Here is a 21,526-nt window from a genome sequence, read left to right as displayed (position 1 = left end):
CTGGGCAAGGGGTGACCATGTTGAAATCGCCGTGTCCCCTTGGGATACATACACATGGCCGAAAGATTTCCCCACACCACTGTCCAATGCATTGCTGCCATTGCACAGCACCACCGGTTGCCGATCAATCCTGAGCGATTGATTGAAGACTATGCCTTGGTGGGGGAAGAGCCGTCCAAAGCAACCGTACTGCGCATTGCCACGGACATTGGCCTGAAGGCCAAGGCCGACCGACTGACCTGGTCCAATCTGCTGGCCCAAGGTGGCGTGTTCCCGCTGATCGCCCGCATGAAGGACGGCACCAGTGTGATCGTGGTGGGTGCCAACGCCAAGGACGGTGAAAAGGTTGCGGTACTGAACCCGGCTGCGACCACTCCCACCGAAGTGCTGCTATTGAATCAGCAGCAGTTCTGCGCCCACTGGGATGGTGAAGTCTTCCTCATGAAGCGTATCTACACGCTGCCGGAAGAAGGACAACCCTTTGGCTTTCGCTGGTTCATACCGGACATCCTGAAGCAGAAGGCGGCCCTGCGCGACATTGCCGTGGCTGCCATCGCCATGCACTTTCTGGCGCTGGGCTCGCCCATCTTCTTTCAGCTGGTGATCGACAAGGTGCTGGTGCACCAAAGCGTGTCCACGCTGTGGGTGTTGGGGGTGGGAATCGTGATCGCGCTGATATTCGACTCCTTGTTCGGCTATCTGCGCCAAATCCTGACCCTGTCGGCGACCAACAAGATCGACATGCGCCTGACGCGCAAGACCTTTGCCCATTTGCTGTCGCTGCCGATCGACTACTTCGAGACGACCACTGCGGGCGTGATCACCCGGCACATGCAGCAGGTGGACAAGATACGGGCCTTCCTGACCGGGCGCATGTTCTTTACCGTGCTGGACGCCACATCGCTGGTGATCTTCCTGCCGCTGCTGTTCACCTACTCGGTACAACTGGCCCTGATCACCCTGGTGTTCACCTTGCTGATAGCGGGTATCGTCGCGCTGATGGTGCCTACCTTCCAGAAGCGGCTCAAGGATTTGTACCAGGCGGAAGGCGAACGCCAGTCCATGATGGTGGAGACCATTCACGGCATGCGCACGGTCAAGGCACTGGCCATCGAGCCGGCCCAACGGCGCTTGTGGGACCAGCGCTCGGCGCATTCCATCAACATGCATTTCCGCGTCGGCAAGCTGGCCGTCACCGGTAACGCCGTGACCGATTTTCTGGGCAAGCTGCTGCCGGTGGTCATCATCGTGATGGGTGCGCAGCAGGTGTTCGACCAGACCATGACCGTGGGCGCACTGATCGGCTTCCAGATGATTACCGGGCGCGTCACCGGGCCCCTGATCTCCATTGTGGGACTGGTCAACGACTACCAGGAAACCATGCTGTCCATCAAGATGATGGGCGAAGTGATGAACCGGCCCTCGGAAGGGCGGGCGACGGCGGGCGGCTTGCGCCCTGAACTGGCTGGCGAGGTGGCATTCGACAACGTCACTTTCCGCTACCCCGGCTCCAGCATCAATGCGCTGGACCGCGCCTCGTTCACTATTCCCGCCGGCAAGGTGGTGGGCATCGTGGGCCGCAGCGGCTCGGGCAAGTCCACGCTGACCAAGGTGATTCAGGGGCTCTATACCATTCAGGAAGGTGTGGTCCGCTTCGACCGCACCGATGCACGCGAAATTGAACTGGCCCATCTGCGTCGGCAGATCGGCGTCGTGCTGCAGGAGAATTTTCTGTTCCGCGGCTCGGTGCGCGACAACATCGCCATGGCCAAGCCCGAGTCCACGTTCGAACAGATCGTGGCAGCGGCAGAGGCCGCAGGGGCTGCCGAGTTCATCGAGCGCATGCCCCAGGGCTACAACACCATGCTTGAGGAGAACGCGGCCAACCTGTCGGGCGGTCAGAAGCAGCGGCTGTCGATTGCACGGGCGCTGCTGACCAATCCACGCATCCTGATCCTGGATGAAGCGGCCAGCGCATTGGACCCCGAGAGCGAAGCCATTTTCATGAACAACCTCACGCGTATTGCCGTGGGGCGCACCGTCATCATGGTGTCACACCGCCTATCCACGCTGGTCAACGCACACGCCATCCTGGTCATGCAGCAAGGCAAATTGATGGACAGCGGACGCCATGAAGAGTTGGTCACGCGCTGCGAGACCTATCAGCAACTCTGGAATCAGCAGACGAGCCACCTATGAAGCTGCCGTTTCTGAAATCCAAAGACAAGGGTGCGCCTGCCGCGCCCAAGCCGGCCAAGGTCGCCAAGCCAGCGAAACCGGCCGAGAGCAAGTCCGCCAAGGTGGGCAAGGGCAAGACCGTCATCGAGTACCTACCGGATGCCGACGAGATAGAGCGCAGTCCGGTTCCACGGTATGCCCAGTTCACCCTGCATCTCCTGTTGGTGGCGCTGCTGACCTTCATCATCTGGGCCACCGTATCTGAACTGGATCAGGTGGTGGTTGCACGGGGCCAGCTGACCAATCCTTTGCCCAACGTGGTGGTGCAGCCCCTGGACACCTCCATCATCCAGACCGTGGACGTGCGCCAGGGTCAGGTGGTGAAAAAGGGTGACAAGCTGGCCATGCTGGACGCCACCTTTGCCAAAGCCGATGAATCGCAGCTCAAGGTGCGGCTGGCCAGCCTGGAGACGCAAATCCGCGGCATTGAACTCGAACTCAACGGCTCCAACGCCAACCTGAGTGTGCCGACGACCGATGACGAACGATTGCAGGCCAATCTGCTGGCCGAGCGCCGCGCCAACTACCGCGCCCAGGAGCTCAAGCTCACGGAGTCGGCCGCCAAGCTGCGGGCCGCCCTTGCCACCAACCGCAGCGACCAGCGCCAGATTGAGTCGCGCCTGCGCTCCATGAAGGAGATGGAAGCGATGCAGGAAAAGATGGTTGCCCAGAAATACGGCGCACCGTTGCAACTGCTGGAAGCGCAGCAACGCAGCAAGGAAGTCCAGCGTGACCTGGAGCTGGCCCAGAACCGGGAGAAGGAGCTGCGGCTGGAACTCTCCGCCTTTGACGCGGAGAAAACCGCCTTCGAGCGCAACTGGCGCCAGAAGGCCATGGAAGAGCTGCTCACCGTGTCGCGCGAGCGCGACTCCATCCTGCAGCAATTGCAGAAGGCGGACCTGCGTACCCAACTGGTGACGCTTTACGCGCCGGTAGATGGCGTGGTGCTGGAAATTGCCAAGCTGTCACCCGGCTCCATCGTGCGTGGCGCGGAGACCTTCTTCACCCTGGTCCCTCTGAATGCCAAGCTGGAAGCGGAAGTGCAGATCAACTCGGGCGATGTGGGCTACATCAAGGCCGGTCTGCCGGTGCACATCAAGCTCGATGCCTTTCCGTTCCAGCGCCATGGAACACTGGAAGCAAAGGTCGTCTCGGTCAGCGAGGATGCCTTCAAGCGAGACGCCGCGGGCAAGTCCGGCTCTGATGCCTACTACCTGGGCCACATTGCGTTGGAACACACCGACTTAAAGAATATGATGGACGGATCCAGACTGCTTCCGGGGATGACTTTGAGTGCGGAAATCGTGGTGGGCAAGCGCTCCATGATTTCCTACCTGGCCTGGCCATTGACCAAAGGATTGGATGAAGCAGTCAGAGAGCCCAAATAAACGTAGTCTCTGAGCACATGGTGAGCGCCACAACAATTCCGGAAACATGGGTCGAGATCATCGGTAGGGCAGAGGCGCTGGCGGGAGCCGGGCATGTGGATGCTGCCATCGATGCGTACCGCAGCTGGTTGGCGCTGAACGATGCACCCGAGGCCTACGCCGCATATTTCAACCTGGCCGTCCTCTATTTCAAGAAGCTGCAGACCGGTCTGGCACAGGCCGCTTTGCGGGCCTGTCTGCGCTGCAACCCCGGCTTTGAAATGGCGCGCAAGCTGTGTGTCGAACCAACCATGGACCAGCGGCGCCCGATGGCGGCACGTGTCTCTTACGGTCATGACGCACTGCGCATTGTCTGGATCGGGCACGCCCGTTCCTTTGCCGCATCGCATGTGCAGAACCTGCTGGCAGGCCTTCGTGAAGGCCGTGAGATGCATTTCATGCTGGCCTGGGGCCAGGACATTCCCGTGGACGCTCAAGACATAGGCGCCCTCAACGACGAAGCTGTTGCCTGCGAAATCCGCAAGCGGGAGGCAGACGTACTGATAGACCTGACCGGGTGGAAATCGGACGGGCGCCCCGGCATCGTGGCCTACCACCCTGCGCCTACGGTGCTGGCGTGGCAGGCAGACCCCGAACCCAGCGGCCTTGTGGCGGTGGATGCAGTCCTGGCAGATGGGCAGACCCTGCCTGCGTCCAGGAAAAAGGAATTTCGGGAATCCGTACTGCGCCTGGAGCGTCCGCAAGTGGAAGCGGGCACGGCAGACGCCGGCTTGATGCCCCGCGTGGAGGCACTGCTGCGCTCAGTCGACCGCCAACTTCCCGCGCGCGAACCCGTGCCAGTGCCCACCGATTCCGAGTTGGCCTATCTGCACGCGCCGCGCCAGCGCGGCAGGCGCTATGTCATCGTGGCGCCGCCCTATCAGCATGCGTCGGCCGGAATCCGGGTGCTGTACGACTTGCAAAAGTGGTTGGTGCTGGCAGGCTATGACGCGGTGGTCTGCACCTGGTTTGCTGGCTACCCGATCGAGTCATTTGCCGAGGACATCGTGGTCTACCCCGAAGTGGCACCCGGCAATGTGTTGCAGGCCAAGCGCGTGGTGCGGTTCATACTGAACACGCCTGGCAAGCTCGGGCATGGAGAAAAGGTGTACGCACCGAACGAGCTGCTGGTGGCCTACAACAACGAGCTGGCGCCGTATACGGATGGACTGGTTCTGCAGGTCCCCACCACGGAGCCGTTTTTTCACGATGCCGGTGGTGTGCGCGACAGGGACGCCGTCTATGTAGGCAAGGGCCGCAACCTGGGCGCCCATCCTGATGGCTGTGTGGAGATCACCAAGGTGTTTCCGCCAACCCGCAGACAGTTGGCGGATCTGTTGCAGACGGTGAGCACGCTCTACACCTACGACGATTTCACCATGCTGGCGCATGAAGCGAAACTTTGCGGGTGTAATGTCACGCTTATCGATGCCTCAGGCCAGATGCGGCCATTGCAAACTTCCTACATGCCGACGCTCGACGAATTTCGGGCCCAGTTGCACCACTTCATCCACATTACCCAGCAGTTGTAGCATGCCCGAAATGATTGACTACTCGCAACACTTCAAGAAGTTCCACCTGGGTTGTGGAACCATCTTCATCAAGAATTATCTGAACATCGGCTACTGGAGCCAGTTGCAGAGCGACGTGCTCTACGTGAACCCCAATGGCGTGGAGGGCACCTACATGCTCAACCACGATCTGGTCAAGGGCATACCCTGTTCGGACGGCAGCCTGGAAGTCATCTACCACTCGCATCTGCTGGAGCATCTGTCCTACAAGGACGGTATGGTCTTCATCGAGAACTGCTTCAAGGCGCTGCAGCCCGGCGGCATCATGCGCGTGCTGGTGCCGGACCTGGAGCTGTGGATCAACAACTATGTGCAGGGCAACACCTTCTTCTTCGACGAGTACCGCAAGGCATTGGCGCCGGAGGAACATCTGTACCCGACCAAGGGTGCGGTCTTCATGGGCATGCTGCACAACCACGAGCACAAATGCGGCTACGACTTCGACACCCTGAAGTGGGTGCTCGAGCGCGCCGGCTTCGAGCGCATACGCCGCACGCTGGTCCAGAGCAGCGACCTGCCCGACATCGTGGAAGTGGAGCCCTATGTGTCGATCAAGGCCATGGAAAGCCTGTGCGTTGAATGCTACAAACCCGCATGAAGAAGCTCTCGATCATCAGCCACTTCTACAACCATCCGGACATGGTGCTGCGGCAGATCCGCTACTGGGAAACGCTGCCCGAATCATTCCTGAGCCAGGTCGAGTTCATTCTGGTGGACGACTGCTCCGAAGAGCGACCGGAGTTTTTTGCAACCAACATCGACCTCAAGGTATTCCGCATCACTACCGACATCCCCTGGAACCAGGCCGGTGCGCGCAATCTGGGCATCTTCAATGCCAGCGGCGAATGGGCGCTGTATTTCGACATCGATCAGCACTTCTACGCAGAGCCCATGCACATGGTTCTGAACCAGCTGCATATCCTGAACAAGAACACCCTGTACTACTTCAAGATCAAGGAGCTGGTGGATACCACCAACAACACTACACTTACCTCGCACCCCAGCACCTTCCTGGTGGACGTGGCGACCTTCAAGCGCCAAGGCATGTACGACGAGGACTTCGCCGGGCATTACGGCTATGAAGACCTGTACATGCCACGGGTCTGGGAACGCAACGGGGGCGTGCGCACGCTCTTCAGCACGCCGGACTTTTTCGAGGACACCAACTTCGGAACGTCCAGCCTCAGCCGTGATCTGAGCCGCAACGCGGCACTGGGTCTGGAGAAGATCCGCAACGGCACGCGCAACTCGGTGGGCATTCTGCGCTTTCAGTGGGAACAGGTTCCAGTTCCATGTCTGGCCTGAGGGAGTCCCTGGAGCGGGTGGGCCGCCCCGACGTCATCGTCGTGCTGGGGTATGGTTTTGAGTTGCCTGTCTTCGGCCGCGCGCGCGCGTTGTGGGACTTCTATCTCTCGCATTTTCCGAACCTCACCTATTTCGTGTGCCGCGCAACGAATGAACTGGGGCACGGCGAGGTGGTCCACGACGGACATGACCTGCTCATAGGCAGTGATCCTCGCACCCATCGCAAAGGCAGTGGAGAAGCGGGCTATGCGACCTCGGGCGTGTGGTCCAGCGCCGAGAACCTGTCGCAGGTCTCCTTTCAGTTTGCCATCTACGACTACCTGCTGCGACGGTACGACAAACCGTTTTACGTGTGTCACTCCACCATCACCTCGGTGGTGGATTTCCGCCTGCTGTTTGCCCTGGTGGACTCGCTATCCAGCGCGGGTGTCTTTGCCGGCATGCCCGCACGCATCACGACCCCGGGTGATTACGAGAACCTGTCGGTGGTGTGTGGCACTAATTGCCTGTTCACCCGCGATATGGTGGAGCTGATGCTGGAGCGTTTCGATCCGCACAGCCCCCACAACGGCATTCCGCAGGATGTGAACGTGTCCTACATGCTGCGCGACATCGCGCGCACACCCCTGCCGTTCTTCTCCTTCATCAAGCCGCGCGACCCCGCCACTGGCCTTGGCAATGTGGGCGCCATCACCCGCAGGATGCTGGACACCGGCCACTACCAGTTCCGGGTCAAGACCACCAGCGAACAGATGCAGCTGGGCCGCAGGGAAGACGTGGACCCGTGGATCATGCTGGAAATCATGCGGACCATCCTGGGTTACCAGCCCAATCCGGCTGCGGCGGTGGACCTGCGGGCGCGCCTGCTCAAGAGCCTGGGCACGCGCAGCGGTGTCAGCATGGCAGCCTATGAAGACCACTTCTTTAGCGGTCCGCGGGACTTCCCGCTCACGGACGAAGAAGCCGAGGCGATCCATCCCGACCTGCGGGCCGCAGCATCCCCACCGGTGCATCCATGAACGACGTGCAACCCCTTCCCGGGCGCTCCCATGGCAGTGGCGCGCGCACCTTGCGCGTTGCGCTGTGGTGCCTGTACGAGGGCATCGTCAAGGACGGCTACCTGTTCAAGCACCGCGATGCGGGCCTGGGCGCCGACCTGCTCAAGGCCTGGTGCGACCTCTACGACTACGGCCGCACGCAAGGCTTCGAATTCCTCACCTTCGATCAGGTGCAGGACTGGGACAGCGTGGACGCCATCCTCTTGTGCGACCGGCCCCTGCCCGGCAACCCGCTGGTGGAGGCTGCCATGCAATCGCGCGCGGCGAAGTACCTCATCACATCCGAGTGCCCCATCATCTACCAGCCCAGCTGGGACCCGCAGTACCACCGCCAGTTCCGCCGCGTCTGGACCTGGGACGACTCTTTGGTGGATGGCAGCTTCTACCTCAAGAGCAACTCGGTCACCGACCCGGTGCTGGCCTGCGACTTTGAGCAGCAGAAGGCCCGTTTCCACGAGCGCAAGCTGGTGACGCTGATTGCCGGTGCCAAGTCTTCGCAGCATCCCAACGAGCTGTACTCGCACCGCGTGCGTGCCATCCGCTGGTTCGAGTCCGAGGCGCCGGAACATTTCGACCTGTATGGCATGGGCTGGAACCAGGAGCAGTTCCCCAGCTACCGGGGTGCGGTCGAAGACAAGCTGGCCACATTGGCCAACTACCGCTTCTGCATCTGCTACGAGAACGCCCAAGGCCTGAGCGGCTACATCACCGAAAAGATGCTGGACTGCCTGCGCGTGGGCACCATCCCCGTGTACGGCGGTGCACCCAATGTGACGCGCTGGATTCCGCAGGACTGCTTCATCTCCATCAACCAGTTCAGCGACTACTTTGCGCTGTACGACTTTCTGCGCGGTATGGACGCGCAGACCTATGCTGGCTATCTGGACCGCATCGCGCAGTTCATCACCGGCCCAGGCTACCGACCGTTTTCCATAGCCTGCATGATCGAAGGGCTGACGCGCACCCTGGACTGGGACCTGCGCCAACCCCGTTTGCCCGGTGCCGTGCTGGAACAGAACCCGGTCAGCCTGGCCATGGAGGTCAGATCGGTTGACGTGCCCCTCATCGTCTGGTTCCCCTACGATCCGCAGGAGCCTGCACAGCAAAAGCTGCGTGGCCTCTGGCAGTTCTTCGCAGGCTACTTTCCCGCGGTGCAGTTCTACTTCGTGCGCCACACGGCAGGCCTGGGCCAGGGCGAGATACGGGATAACGGATGCGACCTGCTGGTGGGCCAAGGTACGGACCTGGAGCGTGCCGTGCATGACATGCTGTTGCGTCGCCATCCCGACCATTTCCTGCTGTTCAGGGCCTCTCTGGAAGATGTGTTCGACCCCGAAGCCCTGCGGGCTCATTGCATGCGGCTGCCGGCGGATGCCTGGCTGCAATCTGCTGGTTGCAGCCTGATGGGGCGTGGTGCCCTGGAATCATTGCGACATGCCCATCCGTCGCTGCCCCGGCTGCAGCCTCAGGCATGGAGTGCCGGTGCATGGCTGGAATATGCGTGCAGCGGCGACCCACTGCAGGCGATGGAACACATGGGGAACATCGTGCGCAAGCTCGCCGCCTGAGCGGCAGTGCTGCTAGCCCAGGCTGCTGCGGTTTACCAGCTGATAGAGCGCATCGGTGTCAGGCAGCCGCGCACAGGCGGGGGGCACCAGCGCGTTGGCGTCGCTGAAACCCCAGGTGGCCAGGGCAAAGGGCAGGCCGGCAGTGGAAGCGGCGTCATAGTCCTCGAAGCGGTCGCCCACGTACAGGCTGCGCGTGGCCTGCAGTCCGAATTCCCGCGTGATGTGGGCAATCACCTGGGCCTTGGGCGTCTGGCCGGCCGCGAGGGAGTCCACCCCAAACACGCCTTCGAAGAATCCGCTCCACCCCAGGTGCTCCAGGATGCGCAGGGTGGGCACGATGCGCTTGTTGGTGGCGATGAACAGCCGCAGGCCATCACCGCGCAAGGCCTGCAGCACGGCATGGATGCCGTCGTAGGCGGTGCTCAAGCGGTAGCCCTCGGTGTCGTAGCAGGTCATGAACGCCTGGCGCAGGCTTTCCAGCAGCACAGGGTCTTGCGACGCACATTGCATGGCAATGGTCTGCAGCAGGGGCGGCCCTATCAGTGCCGGCGTCCAGGGCTGGCGCGGCGTGACCGCGCAACGGGAAAAGGCCAGTTCAAACCCCTGCAAGATGCCGGGTGCGCTGTCGATGAGGGTGCCGTCCAGGTCGAACACGACGGCATCGAATGCTGCCTTCATGAAGTGCCGGTGCGGCGCACGTGGGCCTGTGCCGTGAAGCGAATGGCGTCTTCCAGTCCGATGGTGATGTCCAGTCCCAGCTCCTGCCGGGCCTTGGCAATGCTGGGGATGTAACGGTTGCGTGCGGCCGCCGGATTGGGCGCGCCCAGCACGTGGACCTGCTTGTGGGGAGCCAGCAGATCGCGCACGGTATGCGCCAGCTCATGGATGCTGACGGCGTGGTCGGATCCTACGTTGTAGGCCTGGCCTGCGCGGCCTCGGGTCAAGAGCGCCAGCAGCCACTGCGCCAGGTCGCGCTGGTCCATGTAGGAGCGCAGCGGACTGCCATCGCCCTGTACGGTGATGCTGTCGGCCTGCAGGGCATCGCGGATGAAGTTGCCAATGGCGAAGTGCACGTCCAGCGGCAGGTCCGGGCCCACGAAGGCAAAGCAGCGCGCCACCACGATGGGAAGGCCGTGGGCCTGCATGGTCAGCGCGCACAGGTGCTCGGCCATGCGCTTGCCGATGCTGTAGGCCTGGGCCGGGTTGAGCGGGTCGGGCAGGGTGTGGCAATGTTCGGGAATCTGCTCCATGTCCGGCGGCTGAGCACCGTACACACCACCCGAGCTGGTCAGCAGGAAGCGGCTGGCGCCGCAGGCCACGGCCAGGTTCAGCATGTGGCGCGTGCCATCCACAATCTGGTCAAAGCGCTGCTGGGGCGTCAGTTGCGGTCCGGTGGTGGAGTCGGTGGCCGCATGCAGCACATGGGTGAAGGCCTGGCCTTGTGGCAGGCTGGCGGCATCGCACACATCGCCGCGGACGAGCTGCAGCCAGTGGTGCTCCACCAGTGCCGGATGCTGGGTCGCAAACCGGTCCGGGTCGCGTGAGAGTAGCGTCACCCGGGTAGGCGCCTGACCCTTGCGTTCCCTGTCGATCCAGTGGCGCAGCAGGGCCTTGCCGAAAAAACCGGTGCCGCCGGTCAGCAGGATGTGGCTGTGGGTCATGGCGGATGCGCGCTCAGTGGTAGAGCAACACCAGGGGGTTGGGTGCGGTCTTGCGCAGATGCGCGGCTATGGCTTGCTGCGAGCGGAACGAGGACACCAGCACCGCAGTGTCCGGGGTTTCGTGGATGCTAGACGGTGCGCGCACGGTCCAGCGGCCCATGCGCTTGCCTTCCAGGTTGGGGTTGCTGTCGACAATGCCGCGCACCTCGCAACCCGGTATCTTTTCCAGATGGGCCAGCAGACGCGCCGTGTGCGAGCCCGCTCCGTAGACGATCACCGGCCCGGCGGGAACCCGCTGCAAGGCACGGTCCAACTGGCGCTGTGACTCCTCGATGTAGGCCTGCAGGGCGCCTGTTTCGGAACGTTGGAAGGTGGGCTCTTGGGGAATGCTGCCGCTCCATTCGAACAGCCCCAGCATGGAGCCGGATGCGACCATGGGCAAGTCCAGCAATTCCAGCGCCAGTTGCCTGGCACCCAGGGATTGCATGAGGTTTGCCAAAGAGGCCATGTCAAAAAACTGGATGTGTTCGAGCGAGAACTCGCCAAAGGGCTCGCAGTCGGGATGGAGGAAACACTCGATGGCAGGCACTTCCAGCAGGATCTTGCAGCCCGGACGCAGGCGTGACACCAGCTTGGCCATGTCCTGGCGCAATTGGGGCAGGTGTTCCAGCACACACATGATGCACACCAGGTCCACCGACTGCAGGTCCAGCACGGTGTGGGCCTCGGACATCAGGCCGCGATGGATATTGCGCACGCCAAACATCTTCAGTGCGCACTGCGCTGCGTTGGGTGCCGGGTCCAGTCCCTCTAGGTGTTGCCAGCCCGCTGCCTGCAGGCCACCAAGCAGCGCACCGTAGCCGCAGCCCAGGTCGGCAATGCGCTCGGACTTATCTATGCGCCCATCCAGGAAGCGCACCGTGGCATCGATGCGGGCTCTGTCCACCGGCGCTACTGAATCCGGCGCGTCGTATTTGGACACCGACTGGTAGTAGGCGCTGAAGGTGTCGGCGTCGGGCAACTCCTGGGCGTAATGGAAGCCGCAGTGGCTGCAACGCACCACCTTGTAGCTCATGTCAAAACCGCCCACCGCAGCCATGGGGTTGTCCAGGCAGGGTTGTGCTTCCGTGCTGGAGCAGATGGGGCAGGGGCGGGTCGTCAGGCTCATGGGCAGGCTCTGGTGTTTGGGCTAGCGGTGCCTGGGCACGGCATACAACACGCTGTCAAAGCTGTTGAAGTAATGCTGGCGCACGTGGAAGCGGTAGTCCTCGCACAGGCTGGAGAGCGCCAGCGGCAACTCCCACAGGTCCTGCGGGCAGTGGTAGAGCGATAAGGCCAGCACCGGGCGTGAACGTTGGATCAGCTTGCGAGCCCCTTGCAGGGCTTGGAGTTCAGCGCCTTCCACATCCAGCTTGATGAAATCCACGGTACAGCCCGCCAGGACATCGTCCAGCGCGGCCACTGCAATGTGGGCGGTTCCGTTCTCGGAGATGGCGGCACCTTCGCCGCTTCCCGCATTGAAGCTCAGGATGCGGTAGGAGTCCGACAGCCCCAGGGGCAGACATTGCGCCGAGCGTCCGGTCTGGGCAACATGCTTGGTGAGCTGGGCGAAGTTGGCTGTGTCGGGCTCGAACAGGTAAGCCGTCTGTACGTCGGCCACACTGCACAGCTCCAGATAGGTGTCGCCGTTGTAGGCACCACCATCGACAAATCGCAGCGCCTTGCCCTGTTGGTCATTCAGGGTCAGCGGATTGAAGTACTGGTTTTCGTCGTGCTGGAAGCTGCCGTATGCAGTCTTGAGGCCCAGGCGGAATGCGGCGATATCAAGCATGCAACGCTGGCTGACCTCGTCGTCCATGCAGTCCAGTGCAGCAGCGATGGCATCGGTCTGGTCCAGGATGCGTTCGGGCTCGCTCAGCCAGAAGCGCCAGCCCAGTTGCTGCTTGAGGGAGTGGTACAGATCCCAGGGGAGATAGACGTCCTGTGCACCCGATTGCCGGGCCAGGGCTTCAAGCTGGTCCAGTGGCATGCCACGGTTGAAGATGCCTACGCACAAGGGTTCAGCGGTATGCGCAGGCGCCCATTGCTGCCATCCGAGCACGGGCAGGCCTAGCACTTGCGCGGCAGATGGTTTGGTCTCCACAAAGCCAGCCACCGGGTGGCCGGTCTTTTGCAGTGCGCCACACAGATCGCGCCCAAACTGACCGGTGCCGAAGATCCAGACGGGCTTGCCGGCGGGCAAGTCCCTGGACTGCCGGCTGGCGTATCGCTGGGGCAGGGCGTGCAGTTCTTCCAGCACTGATGGGGTCATGTTCGGGCTACTCCAGCGTGATGTCAGGCGACAGCCCGGATGGCACGGGCCGACTCGGCCACCGACTGGAGCTCGGCACGTTCCAGGAACGGGTGCATGTCGTCCAGCTCGGGGGTGACGAACTTGCCGTTCTCATCTACCCGCGACTTGATGCGCGGCACAAACTCCTGGCGCGGGTCCACTATCACGTTGAGCAGCAACGGGCCGTCTTCCTGCAGCAGACTGTCCATGCGGGCCAGGTCGGCTTCGGTGCGGATGGTGGCGGCCTTGATGCCATAGGCGGTGGCTACGGCTTCAAAGTCGGGGAACTCCACGCCCGATGCGGGGGTGGCACCGATCACGCGGCCGAAGAAGTTCTCATGGGTCTGCCAGATGGACAGGTAGCCCGCGTTGTTGAGTACCACGATCACGACGTTGCGGCCGGTGGTCTTGAGGGTTTGCAATTCCTGGATGTTCATCTGCAGGCTGCCGTCGCCGGCAAAGCAGATCACGCGTCGGCGGTTGTCGGGCGTGCCGGCAAAGGAGGCGCCAATGGCCGAAGGCAGGTCAAAGCCCATGGAAGCGGAGCCGGAGTTGCTGAACAGTCGCTGGTTGGACGTGAGGTGGGCCATCTGGAACGGCAGGATGCAGGCAGAGGCATTGCCGCAGGCTGCCACGTCGTCATCGCGCATCTGGCGGAAGATGCGGTCCACGATCACATAGGGGTTCAGTGTGGCGCCGGGCTTTTGCGCGTGCTCGCGCCGGGCGTGGTAGCGCTCGCCTATGTCGCGGCACCAGGCACCCCACTGGGCATAGCTGGGCAAGGTCTGGCGCGCCAGCACTAAGAGAAGCTTGCTGATGAATGCCTTGGCATCGGCCTGAATGCGCAGATCGGCCTGCACACCGGGCTTGGCCAGTTCGGCTGGGTCCACATCGACCTGCACGATCCAGGCGTTCTTGCCAAAGGAATCCCAGTTGTAGCTGGTCTGGCGGATGTTCAGGCGCGAGCCGATGACCAGCACCAGGTCCGCGTTTTGCAGGCAGAAGTTGCCGGAACGGGTGCCGATGGTGCCGGGGCGCCCTGCAAACAGCGGATGGTCGGAGGCAATCAGATCATGGGTCCAGGCCGTGGCCAGGGGAATGCCGGTCTGCTCCACCAGCTGGCGCAGCAGTTCGGTGGCACCTGCCAGACGCACGCCGGTGCCGCCCAGAAGCAGCGGACGGTCGGACTGCTTGAGCCGCTCGACAATGGTCAGGCAGGCCGCTTCCAGTCCGTCATCCAGGGGCGCAGCCACGGGCGCCGGATCGGGAATGGTCAGGGCCTCCTTGGACGACTGCACATCCAGCGGAACATCTATCCAGACGGGGCCGGGCCGCCCGGTGATGGCCAAGGAGTAGGCCGCGGGCAGTACGGTCTGCACATCGGTGGCTTCGCGGATCAGCGTAGCGCTCTTGCAGATGGGCGCGGCCATGGCCACGGTCGGGCCTTCCTGGTCGCCCAGCTGGCGCAATCCGGGCAGATCGTGGAAGGACAGGCAGGTTTCGCGCTTGACCTGTCCGGAAATCACGATCATGGGGATGGAGTCGGTGAAGGCGCCATACACACCGTTGAAGGCGTTGATGGATCCGGGGCCGGTGGTGAGCATCACCACCGCCGGTTTACCGGCAATGCGCGCGTAGCCTTCTGCCGCCATGGCACAGGCCTGCTCGTGGTGCATGAAGGTGCAGCGCAGGCCCGGGTGGCCGCCCAGCGCCTGATTCAGGAACATGGAGCCGCCACCGGTGACGGTGAAGACCTGCTCTACGCCTTGCCGCACCAACCAGTCGGCAATCTGTTCTGCAACCGTCTTCATTTACAGGCCGCGATTCAGAATCAGGCTCTTGAGGCCTTCGTTCTGGCTGTAGGGGCCACTGACGTGGTTTATGGTGAGCGGTTCGTCGGCCTTGATGCCGTTGGACAGCAGTTCACCGTTCATGACTTCGCGGCAGGACAGCTGACCCTTGCGCAGCGGAATGGCGAGGTAAAAGTCGCGTTCGAAGCTTTCCTTGGTGAAAACGTAGCCAGATTCCAGATCTTTCTTGGCATAGGCGCCGCGCACCAGGGCGTCCAGGTATTCGATTTCCTTCTTGGAGATGATGCGCTTGGACTGGCTGCGGCCCCCGCACATTTCGGCGGCCTTGTGGAAAGCCTTGAACCAGGTGTCACATTGCTCCGGCTTGGAGCAGTAGGTGGAGACCGGCACGCCTTCGTAATCAATATCGATATGGCGCTCCCAGCTGCGCGCGCCCTTGCCGTAGGAAATCAGCATGGACGAGTGCCAGTCGTGGTACTCGTGGGTGGACAGGCCGATCACGTGGTTGGGGTAGCGGTTCTTCAGGTAATCAATCTGGTCCAGTTCGAGCTCGCCGTCTTCGGACGGATACAGGGACACGCAGTGATTGATGGCCAGGGGGATGTCGCGTTTTTCGTAGAAGCGCACCAGGTCGTCCAGGTCCTTTTCCGATGCGCCGCCGGTGGACACGATGGTGGGGCGGCGGGTGGAGGCAATCTTCTCGATCAGCACCCAGTCGTTCATGTCCGAGCTGGCGATCTTGATGATGGGCATGTCGAACTCGACGCACAGGTCCACCGACGCCTCGTCAAACGGCGTGGCCATGGGGATGCAGCTGAGGTAGCGGATCTCCTCCACCATGCGGGCAAAGTCCGCGCGGCTGAGCTTGGTGTCTTCCGTCTTCTTGATGTAGCGGTTCTCGGTGTTGCCCTTGAATTCAGGGTGGATGAATTCGTCCACGTCGCGGAACTGCAGCTTGATGGCGGCCTTGACGTTGTTGTAGCGCACGATGGCAGCGTGGTCCCGGATGATCTTGAGGCCGCGGTCCAGCTTGCCCCAGTGGTTGTTGGCAAGCTCCAGAACGAAGAAGTTCTCGAACAGATCGCGGTCTCTTTGCGTTACGTATCCCATGAATGTTCTCCTGAATTCAATTAAAAGTTGACGCCAAGATAGCTCTCTATCTTGCGTGCCGCGAATTCCAGCATTTCCGGTGTGAGCGAGGGCTGTACCCCGATCCAGAAAGTGTTGTTCATCACGTTGTCGGTGTTCTTCAAATCGCCGCTGATGCGGTACTTGGCCCCAACCATATAGGGTTGGCGGGTCAGGTTTCCTGCGAAAAGCAGGCGTGTTCCCACCTTGTTCTCATCCAGGTAGGTCAGCAGCTCCAGCCGGGACACCGGGGCATTGGGCTTTAGCGTCATGGGAAAGCCAAACCAGGACGGGTCCGAGTGCTCGGTGGCCTGGGGTAGATTGAGGAACTCCTCACAGTCCTTGAGCCGCTCCTTGAGAAAGGCGAAGTTCTTGCGGCGCTGTTCGATGAAGCGCGGTGCCTTCTCCAACTGGGCCAGACCGCAGGCGGCCTGCATGTCGGTGATCTTGAGGTTGTAGCCCAGGTGGCTGTAGGTGTACTTGTGGTCGTAACCCTCGGGCAGGTCGCCCAGCTTCTGGCAGAAGCGCTTGCCGCAGGTGTTGTCCTTGCCTGGGTTGCAGTAGCAGTCCCGGCCCCAGTCGCGGAAGCTCTCGGCAATGGTCTTGAGCTCGTCGCTGTTGGTGAAGACAGCGCCACCTTCACCCATGGTGATGTGGTGCGCCGGATAGAAGCTCAGGGTCGCAATGTCGCCAAAGGTGCCCACCATCTGGCCGCGGTAGCTGGAGCCCAGCGCGTCGCAGCAGTCTTCCACCAGCCACAGTCCGTGCTTCTTGCACAGCGCGGTGATGACATCCAGGTTGAAGGGGTTGCCCAGCGAGTGGGCCAGCATGATGGCCTTGGTCTTGGGGCCGATGGCGGCTTCGACCTTGGACGCGTCGATGTTGTGGGTGAGCGGGTCCACGTCCACAAACACGGGCACGGCACCGAACTGCAGGATGGGGTTCACCGTGGTCGGAAAGCCCGCGGCCACGCCGATGACTTCGTCACCCTGCTGGATGGCACGCTTGCCCAGCTTGGGCGAGGTCAGGGTGCTGAAGGCCACCAGGTTGGCGGAGGAGCCCGAGTTGACGGTGATCAGGTGCTTCACGCCAATGAAGGCGGCCAGTTTTTTCTCGAACTCGGCATTGAAGCGCCCGGTAGTCAACCAGCCGTCCAGCGAGGCTTCCACCATCAGTTGCAGTTCGCGCGCATCCAGTTGCTTGCCGGATGGCGGAACGGCCGACGCGCCCGGTAGGAAAGGCTGCGGTGCCAGGGCAATGGCAGCGTACGCATCTACTAGGTGGGCAATCTGTGCACGGATTGCCAGGGTCTTGTTGTTTTCCATAGTCAGCGGGTGTGGGGCAGGGTATTTTGATAGGACTGGATCTGTTTCAGAGTGAGTTCGCGCACGTCCTGGCCGGTAGCGCGGTCTTTGTACCAGCTGACCACTTTTTCCAGGGCCTGGGAAAGGCCCAGCGCGGGCTGCCAGCCCAACAGGCTTTGGGCTTTGGAGATGTCCAGGCGCAGGTGGTTGGCCTCGTGGGGGTGCGGGCCTTTGTCGATGGTCCAAGTGGCGCCGTCACCCCAGAGTTGGGCCAGGTTCTGCACGATCCATCCGACGGGTTGCTCATCGTGCGGCATGGGGCCGAAATTCCAGCCTTCGGCAAATGCCGGGCCCTGCTCGAACAGGCGCTCTGCCAGCGTCATGTAGCCGCGCAAAGGCTCCAGCACATGTTGCCAGGGGCGGATGGCGCCCGGGTTGCGGATCTGCACCGGTTTGCCCTGCTCGAAGGCTTGCACCATGTCCGGAATCAGGCGGTCGCGCGCCCAGTCGCCGCCACCAATCACGTTGCCGGCCCGGGCTGTGGCCAGGGCCACGCCGTGGCGTGCGTAGGCGTCGGGGTGAAAGAAGGAGTTGCGGTAGGCCGAGCTGACCAGCTCGGCGCAGCCCTTGCTGTTGCTGTAGGGGTCAAAGCCACCCATGGGCTCGTTCTCACGGTAGCCCCAGACCCATTCACGGTTTTCGTAGCACTTGTCGGTGGTGACGTTGACCACGGCCTTTACACCAGGCGTTTGTCGAATGGCTTCCAGCAGATGCACCGTGCCCATGACATTGGTGGCATAGGTGGTGACCGGGTCTTCGTAGGACAGCCGTACCAGGGGTTGCGCGGCCATGTGGATGACGATCTCGGGCCGGGCGGTTTGCAGCGCCGACTGGACTGCTCCAAGGTCCCTGATATCGCCCAGGACCGACTGCATGCCTTGCTCCAGGCGGGCCTCGGTGAACAGATTGGGCGTAGTGGGTGGTGCCAGGGCAAAGCCGGAGACTTCTGCACCCAGGCTCTGCAGCCAGAGCGACAGCCAGCTTCCCTTGAAGCCGGTATGGCCCGTCAGGAAGACGCGCTTGCCCGACCAGAATGCGGGATTCACGCCCAGACCTTCCAGGGCGCCGAGCCCGAAGCCCACAACTCGTCCAGATAAGTCTTGTCGCGCAAGGTGTCCATGGGTTGCCAGAAGCCATCGTGTTCAAAGGCGGCCAGTTGGCCTTCTTCTGCCAGGCGCTCCAGCGGACCGCGCTCCCAGATGGTGTCGTCGCTGTCAATATAGGAGAGCACCTGGGGCGACAGCACGAAGAAGCCGCCGTTGATGCGTCCGCCATCTCCCTTGGGTTTTTCCTTGAAGGATGCAACCTTGTGACCCTGCAGGTCGAGGGCGCCAAAGCGGCCCGGCGGGAAGGTAGCCGATATGGTGGCTTTGAGGCCGTGTTCCTTGTGGAAAGCGATGCTTTGCGCAATGTTGATGTCGGACACGCCATCGCCATAGGTCAGGCAGAAGGCTTCTTCACCGTCCAGGTGTTGCGCTACCCGCTTGAGGCGGCCACCCGTCATGGTCTCGGCGCCGGTGTCTATCAAGGTCACCTTCCAGGGTTCGGCCTTGCGCTGGTGCACCGTCATGCTGTTGTTCTGCATGTCAAAAGTGATATCCGACATGTGCAGGAAGTAGTTCGCAAAGTACTCCTTGATCAGGTAGCCCTTGTAGCCGCAGCAGATGACGAAGTCATTGATGCCGTGGTGGGAGTAGATCTTCAGGATGTGCCACAGGATCGGCATGCCGCCAACCTCGATCATGGGTTTGGGCTTGAGGTGGGTCTCCTCTGAAATCCGGGTGCCCAGCCCGCCAGCAAGAATGACAGCTTTCATATAGGTGCAGCTTGATTTTGTCTGTGTCTTGGTCCATTGCATGCCACGAAGGCAATGCGGTTAAACCTGCATGTTCATGATGTCAGTGTAAGCCTGCACCATGCGGTTTCTGACGTGCAGGGTGGCGGTAAAGCCGATCTGGGCCTTCTGGATGGCCACCATGGTCTCTTCCAGGCTGACCTTGGGGTTTTCCATCTGCACTTCCTGCTGCAAGCGGGTTGCTTCGTTCTGGGCGGAGCTGACCGAATTCAGGGCGCTCTTGAGAGCCCCGGAAAACCCGCCACCCGTGCCCTGGGTATCGGCGGTAGCGTTGGGCCGCACGCCTGCGCCGGGGCGTACCGTGGTCGGCATCGTGAGTGGCGAGAGTTTGAGGTGGTCCATGGCGGCTTCCGGTGAAACTTGATTGGGGGTAATACTAGGTCGCACGGCCAAGGGGCATTATTTTCAATTGGACGGTAAATCCGGTGCTTTTCCCCCTAATGTTTTGCGGATCGGCTCGAATAATCAGTCCCAATCGAAAGGCAAAGAGCGCCTTGCTTCTATGGAATCCAACATGCCCGCCACCGCCGCCATACCTGTCAACCCCAGCATCGTCCAGCGTTTCAACGGTCTGGACCAAGGGCAGCGTCTGCGTCTGGTACTGGGTGTGGTGCTGTTTGTGGCGATTGCAGCAGTGGGTCTGGTCATGGGGCGCCAGGCCGAATGGCGTGTGCTGTATTCCAATTTGCCTGATAAGGATGGCGGCGCCGTCATTGCCCAGTTGGGCACCATGAACATTCCCTACAAGTACTCCGACGGCGGCGGCGCCATCCTGGTGCCCGCAGATCGGGTGCACGATGCCCGCCTGAAGCTGGCCTCGCTGGGTTTGCCCAAAGGCGCAGTCGCCGGCTTTGAGATGATGGAATCCAACCGTTTCGGCATGACCCAGTTCCAGGAGCGGCTGACCTTTCAGCGCGGGCTGGAAGGCGAGCTGACCCGCTCCATCCAGTCGATTGCCTCGGTAGCCAATGCGCGCGTGCACCTGGCCCTGCCCAACCAGAATGGTTTTTTCCGGGACCAGCAGAAACCTTCTGCCTCCGTGCTGCTCAGCCTGCACCCCGGCCATTCACTGGACAAGACCCAGCTCGCCGGCATCGTGCATCTGGTGGCGGCCAGTGTTCCCGAGATGGATGCCAGCGCTGTGAGCGTGCTGGACGACACCGGCAAGTTGCTGTCCAAACCCCCGGAATCGGCCAACGGCATGAACGTGGATGCCGAGCAGCTGCAGTACGTGCAACAGCTTGAGCAACTCTACAGCCGCCGCATCCTGGACATCCTGGAGCCACTGGTAGGGCCGCAAAACGTCAAGGCGCAGGTAACCGCCGAGCTGGATTTTTCGCAAACCGAGTCCACCACCGAGTCCCACAAACCCAATCTGACGCCGGAAAACAGTGCCGTGCGCAGCCAGCAGACGGTGGAAAGCATCAACGGCGGCAGCAGTTCCGGTCCGACCGGTGTGCCGGGTGCGACCTCGAACCAGCCTCCTGCAGCGTCTGCCGCACCTATCAACGGGCAGACCCAGCCGCTCACCGCAGCGGGCCAGAGCGCAGCTGGCGGCAGCAGCAAGAAGGAATCCATCGTTAACTACGAGGTGGACAAGACAGTGCAGGTGGTGAAGGGGGCGACCGGCGTGCTCAAGCGCATCAACGCCGCCGTGGTAATCAACAACATCGTCAAGACCGATGACAAGGGCAAGGTCACCAGCACCCCGTTGACGGATGCCCAGATCGAGAAAATGACCGCCCTGGTGCGCGAGGCCGTGGGCTTCAAGCAGGATCGCGGTGACTCGGTCAATCTGATGAATGCACCGTTTGTCGTCGAAAAGCCCGAGCAGTTGGACATACCGATCTGGCGTCAGCCCGAGGTGACCAGCCTGGCGCAGAGTCTGGCCTGGCCGCTGGGTACCTTGGCACTTGCCACGCTGGTGCTGCTGGGCTTTGTCAAGCCCGCCATGAAGGCCTTGACCGAGAGCCGTCCGCGTGCGGCCCATGCGCAGGGCCACGAGAACCAGCTTGACGCGCTGGAGTCCGAACAACCCGAGCGCCCCCAACTGGTCGCCCCGAGCGCGCACGCCGATGGCGTCATGACACCGTCCGAGCTGCGCATGGAAGAGGCACGCAAGCTGACCCGTGACAATCCTGCGGCAGTCGCTAATATTGTGAAATCGTGGATCAACGGGGAAGCTCCCGCCTAACACACGGGAGTAAC

Annotated in this window: 18 protein-coding genes; 8 read left to right on the top strand and 10 right to left on the bottom strand. The window is 61.9% G+C overall.

Going from position 1 to position 21,526, the window contains the following annotated elements; genetic code table 11:
* Window positions 1-54: 54 nt before the first annotated feature.
* Genes AC1RMF_RS06945 through AC1RMF_RS06915 form a run of 7 tightly spaced genes read left to right on the top strand, consistent with a single transcriptional unit; the run spans window position 55 to window position 9,167 of the window.
* Window positions 55-2,199, top strand: coding sequence for a peptidase domain-containing ABC transporter (locus tag AC1RMF_RS06945; protein WP_493140700.1), 2,145 nt, complete (start codon window positions 55-57; stop codon window positions 2,197-2,199).
* Window positions 2,196-3,626 (top strand): HlyD family type I secretion periplasmic adaptor subunit, encoded by a 1,431-nt coding sequence (locus AC1RMF_RS06940; protein ID WP_493140698.1) that lies wholly within the window; start codon window positions 2,196-2,198, stop codon window positions 3,624-3,626. Before AC1RMF_RS06945 ends, AC1RMF_RS06940 begins: the two co-directional genes overlap by 4 nt.
* Window positions 3,627-3,646: 20 nt before the next feature.
* Window positions 3,647-5,197 carry a hypothetical protein gene (locus tag AC1RMF_RS06935; protein ID WP_493140696.1) on the top strand — a complete coding sequence of 517 codons (1,551 nt, stop codon included), beginning with the start codon at window positions 3,647-3,649 and terminating at the stop codon, window positions 5,195-5,197.
* Between the two features lies 1 nt (window position 5,198).
* A complete protein-coding gene (locus AC1RMF_RS06930) occupies window positions 5,199-5,834 on the top strand; it encodes a class I SAM-dependent methyltransferase (protein WP_342618985.1) in 636 nt (211 codons plus the stop codon).
* Window positions 5,831-6,541, top strand: a complete 711-nt coding sequence (locus tag AC1RMF_RS06925) for a glycosyltransferase family A protein (protein ID WP_493140692.1) — start codon at window positions 5,831-5,833, stop codon at window positions 6,539-6,541. The genes AC1RMF_RS06930 and AC1RMF_RS06925 overlap by 4 nt, the downstream gene beginning before the upstream one ends.
* Entirely contained in the window at window positions 6,529-7,560 is a 1,032-nt protein-coding gene (locus AC1RMF_RS06920) for a hypothetical protein (RefSeq protein WP_493140690.1), read from the top strand. Before AC1RMF_RS06925 ends, AC1RMF_RS06920 begins: the two co-directional genes overlap by 13 nt.
* Entirely contained in the window at window positions 7,557-9,167 is a 1,611-nt protein-coding gene (locus tag AC1RMF_RS06915; protein ID WP_493140688.1) for a glycosyltransferase family 10 domain-containing protein, read from the top strand. Before AC1RMF_RS06920 ends, AC1RMF_RS06915 begins: the two co-directional genes overlap by 4 nt.
* A 12-nt stretch (window positions 9,168-9,179) precedes the next feature.
* On the opposite strand, the gene AC1RMF_RS06910 is transcribed toward AC1RMF_RS06915, so the two are convergent.
* Genes AC1RMF_RS06910 through fliE form a run of 10 tightly spaced genes read right to left on the bottom strand, consistent with a single transcriptional unit; the run spans window position 9,180 to window position 19,660 of the window.
* Window positions 9,180-9,845: an HAD family hydrolase gene (locus tag AC1RMF_RS06910; RefSeq protein ID WP_493140686.1), complete on the bottom strand. Its 666-nt coding sequence runs from the start codon at window positions 9,843-9,845 to the stop codon at window positions 9,180-9,182.
* Window positions 9,842-10,828, bottom strand: a complete 987-nt coding sequence (locus AC1RMF_RS06905) for an NAD-dependent epimerase/dehydratase family protein (RefSeq protein ID WP_493140684.1) — start codon at window positions 10,826-10,828, stop codon at window positions 9,842-9,844. The genes AC1RMF_RS06910 and AC1RMF_RS06905 overlap by 4 nt, the downstream gene beginning before the upstream one ends.
* A gap of 13 nt (window positions 10,829-10,841) precedes the next feature.
* Window positions 10,842-11,996: a class I SAM-dependent methyltransferase gene (locus AC1RMF_RS06900; RefSeq protein ID WP_493140682.1), complete on the bottom strand. Its 1,155-nt coding sequence runs from the start codon at window positions 11,994-11,996 to the stop codon at window positions 10,842-10,844.
* Window positions 11,997-12,017: 21 nt separating this feature from the next.
* Window positions 12,018-13,139 carry an FkbM family methyltransferase gene (locus AC1RMF_RS06895; RefSeq protein WP_493140680.1) on the bottom strand — a complete coding sequence of 374 codons (1,122 nt, stop codon included), beginning with the start codon at window positions 13,137-13,139 and terminating at the stop codon, window positions 12,018-12,020.
* 23 nt (window positions 13,140-13,162) lie between these two features.
* Window positions 13,163-14,971 carry a thiamine pyrophosphate-binding protein gene (locus AC1RMF_RS06890; RefSeq protein ID WP_493140678.1) on the bottom strand — a complete coding sequence of 603 codons (1,809 nt, stop codon included), beginning with the start codon at window positions 14,969-14,971 and terminating at the stop codon, window positions 13,163-13,165.
* Window positions 14,972-16,081, bottom strand: a complete 1,110-nt coding sequence (locus tag AC1RMF_RS06885; RefSeq protein WP_493140676.1) for an N-acetylneuraminate synthase family protein — start codon at window positions 16,079-16,081, stop codon at window positions 14,972-14,974.
* A gap of 20 nt (window positions 16,082-16,101) precedes the next feature.
* On the bottom strand, window positions 16,102-17,424 hold the full coding sequence (rfbH, locus tag AC1RMF_RS06880) for a lipopolysaccharide biosynthesis protein RfbH (protein WP_493140674.1): 1,323 nt from the start codon (window positions 17,422-17,424) through the stop codon (window positions 16,102-16,104).
* Window positions 17,425-17,426: 2 nt separating this feature from the next.
* Window positions 17,427-18,509 carry a CDP-glucose 4,6-dehydratase gene (gene rfbG, locus AC1RMF_RS06875; protein WP_493140672.1) on the bottom strand — a complete coding sequence of 361 codons (1,083 nt, stop codon included), beginning with the start codon at window positions 18,507-18,509 and terminating at the stop codon, window positions 17,427-17,429.
* Window positions 18,506-19,279, bottom strand: a complete 774-nt coding sequence (rfbF, locus tag AC1RMF_RS06870; RefSeq protein ID WP_493140670.1) for a glucose-1-phosphate cytidylyltransferase — start codon at window positions 19,277-19,279, stop codon at window positions 18,506-18,508. The genes rfbG and rfbF overlap by 4 nt, the downstream gene beginning before the upstream one ends.
* A 60-nt stretch (window positions 19,280-19,339) precedes the next feature.
* Complete coding sequence (gene fliE, locus AC1RMF_RS06865; protein ID WP_342618971.1) at window positions 19,340-19,660, bottom strand: flagellar hook-basal body complex protein FliE; 321 nt, start codon at window positions 19,658-19,660, stop codon at window positions 19,340-19,342.
* Between the two features lie 172 nt (window positions 19,661-19,832).
* Between fliE and fliF the strand changes: the two genes are divergently transcribed.
* Window positions 19,833-21,512, top strand: a complete 1,680-nt coding sequence (gene fliF / locus AC1RMF_RS06860) for a flagellar basal-body MS-ring/collar protein FliF (RefSeq protein WP_342618970.1) — start codon at window positions 19,833-19,835, stop codon at window positions 21,510-21,512.
* Window positions 21,513-21,526 lie beyond the last annotated feature (14 nt).

This window comes from Rhodoferax sp. GW822-FHT04A08 (genome assembly GCF_058801025.1).
Note: the sequence above shows the minus strand (reverse complement) of the source record. Positions and strands in the feature narration are given on the sequence as shown.

Coding starts and splice junctions, on each gene's coding strand:
- AC1RMF_RS06885 (WP_493140676.1), bottom strand. CDS start 16,081: ATGGGATACGTAACGCAAAGAGACCGCGATCTGTTCGAGAACTTCTTC.
- rfbF (WP_493140670.1), bottom strand. CDS start 19,279: ATGAAAGCTGTCATTCTTGCTGGCGGGCTGGGCACCCGGATTTCAGAG.
- AC1RMF_RS06910 (WP_493140686.1), bottom strand. CDS start 9,845: ATGAAGGCAGCATTCGATGCCGTCGTGTTCGACCTGGACGGCACCCTC.
- AC1RMF_RS06930 (WP_342618985.1), top strand. CDS start 5,199: ATGCCCGAAATGATTGACTACTCGCAACACTTCAAGAAGTTCCACCTG.
- AC1RMF_RS06915 (WP_493140688.1), top strand. CDS start 7,557: ATGAACGACGTGCAACCCCTTCCCGGGCGCTCCCATGGCAGTGGCGCG.
- AC1RMF_RS06890 (WP_493140678.1), bottom strand. CDS start 14,971: ATGAAGACGGTTGCAGAACAGATTGCCGACTGGTTGGTGCGGCAAGGC.
- fliF (WP_342618970.1), top strand. CDS start 19,833: ATGCCCGCCACCGCCGCCATACCTGTCAACCCCAGCATCGTCCAGCGT.
- AC1RMF_RS06895 (WP_493140680.1), bottom strand. CDS start 13,139: ATGACCCCATCAGTGCTGGAAGAACTGCACGCCCTGCCCCAGCGATAC.
- AC1RMF_RS06925 (WP_493140692.1), top strand. CDS start 5,831: ATGAAGAAGCTCTCGATCATCAGCCACTTCTACAACCATCCGGACATG.
- AC1RMF_RS06940 (WP_493140698.1), top strand. CDS start 2,196: ATGAAGCTGCCGTTTCTGAAATCCAAAGACAAGGGTGCGCCTGCCGCG.
- rfbH (WP_493140674.1), bottom strand. CDS start 17,424: ATGGAAAACAACAAGACCCTGGCAATCCGTGCACAGATTGCCCACCTA.
- AC1RMF_RS06905 (WP_493140684.1), bottom strand. CDS start 10,828: ATGACCCACAGCCACATCCTGCTGACCGGCGGCACCGGTTTTTTCGGC.
- AC1RMF_RS06945 (WP_493140700.1), top strand. CDS start 55: ATGGCCGAAAGATTTCCCCACACCACTGTCCAATGCATTGCTGCCATT.
- AC1RMF_RS06920 (WP_493140690.1), top strand. CDS start 6,529: ATGTCTGGCCTGAGGGAGTCCCTGGAGCGGGTGGGCCGCCCCGACGTC.
- AC1RMF_RS06900 (WP_493140682.1), bottom strand. CDS start 11,996: ATGAGCCTGACGACCCGCCCCTGCCCCATCTGCTCCAGCACGGAAGCA.
- fliE (WP_342618971.1), bottom strand. CDS start 19,660: ATGGACCACCTCAAACTCTCGCCACTCACGATGCCGACCACGGTACGC.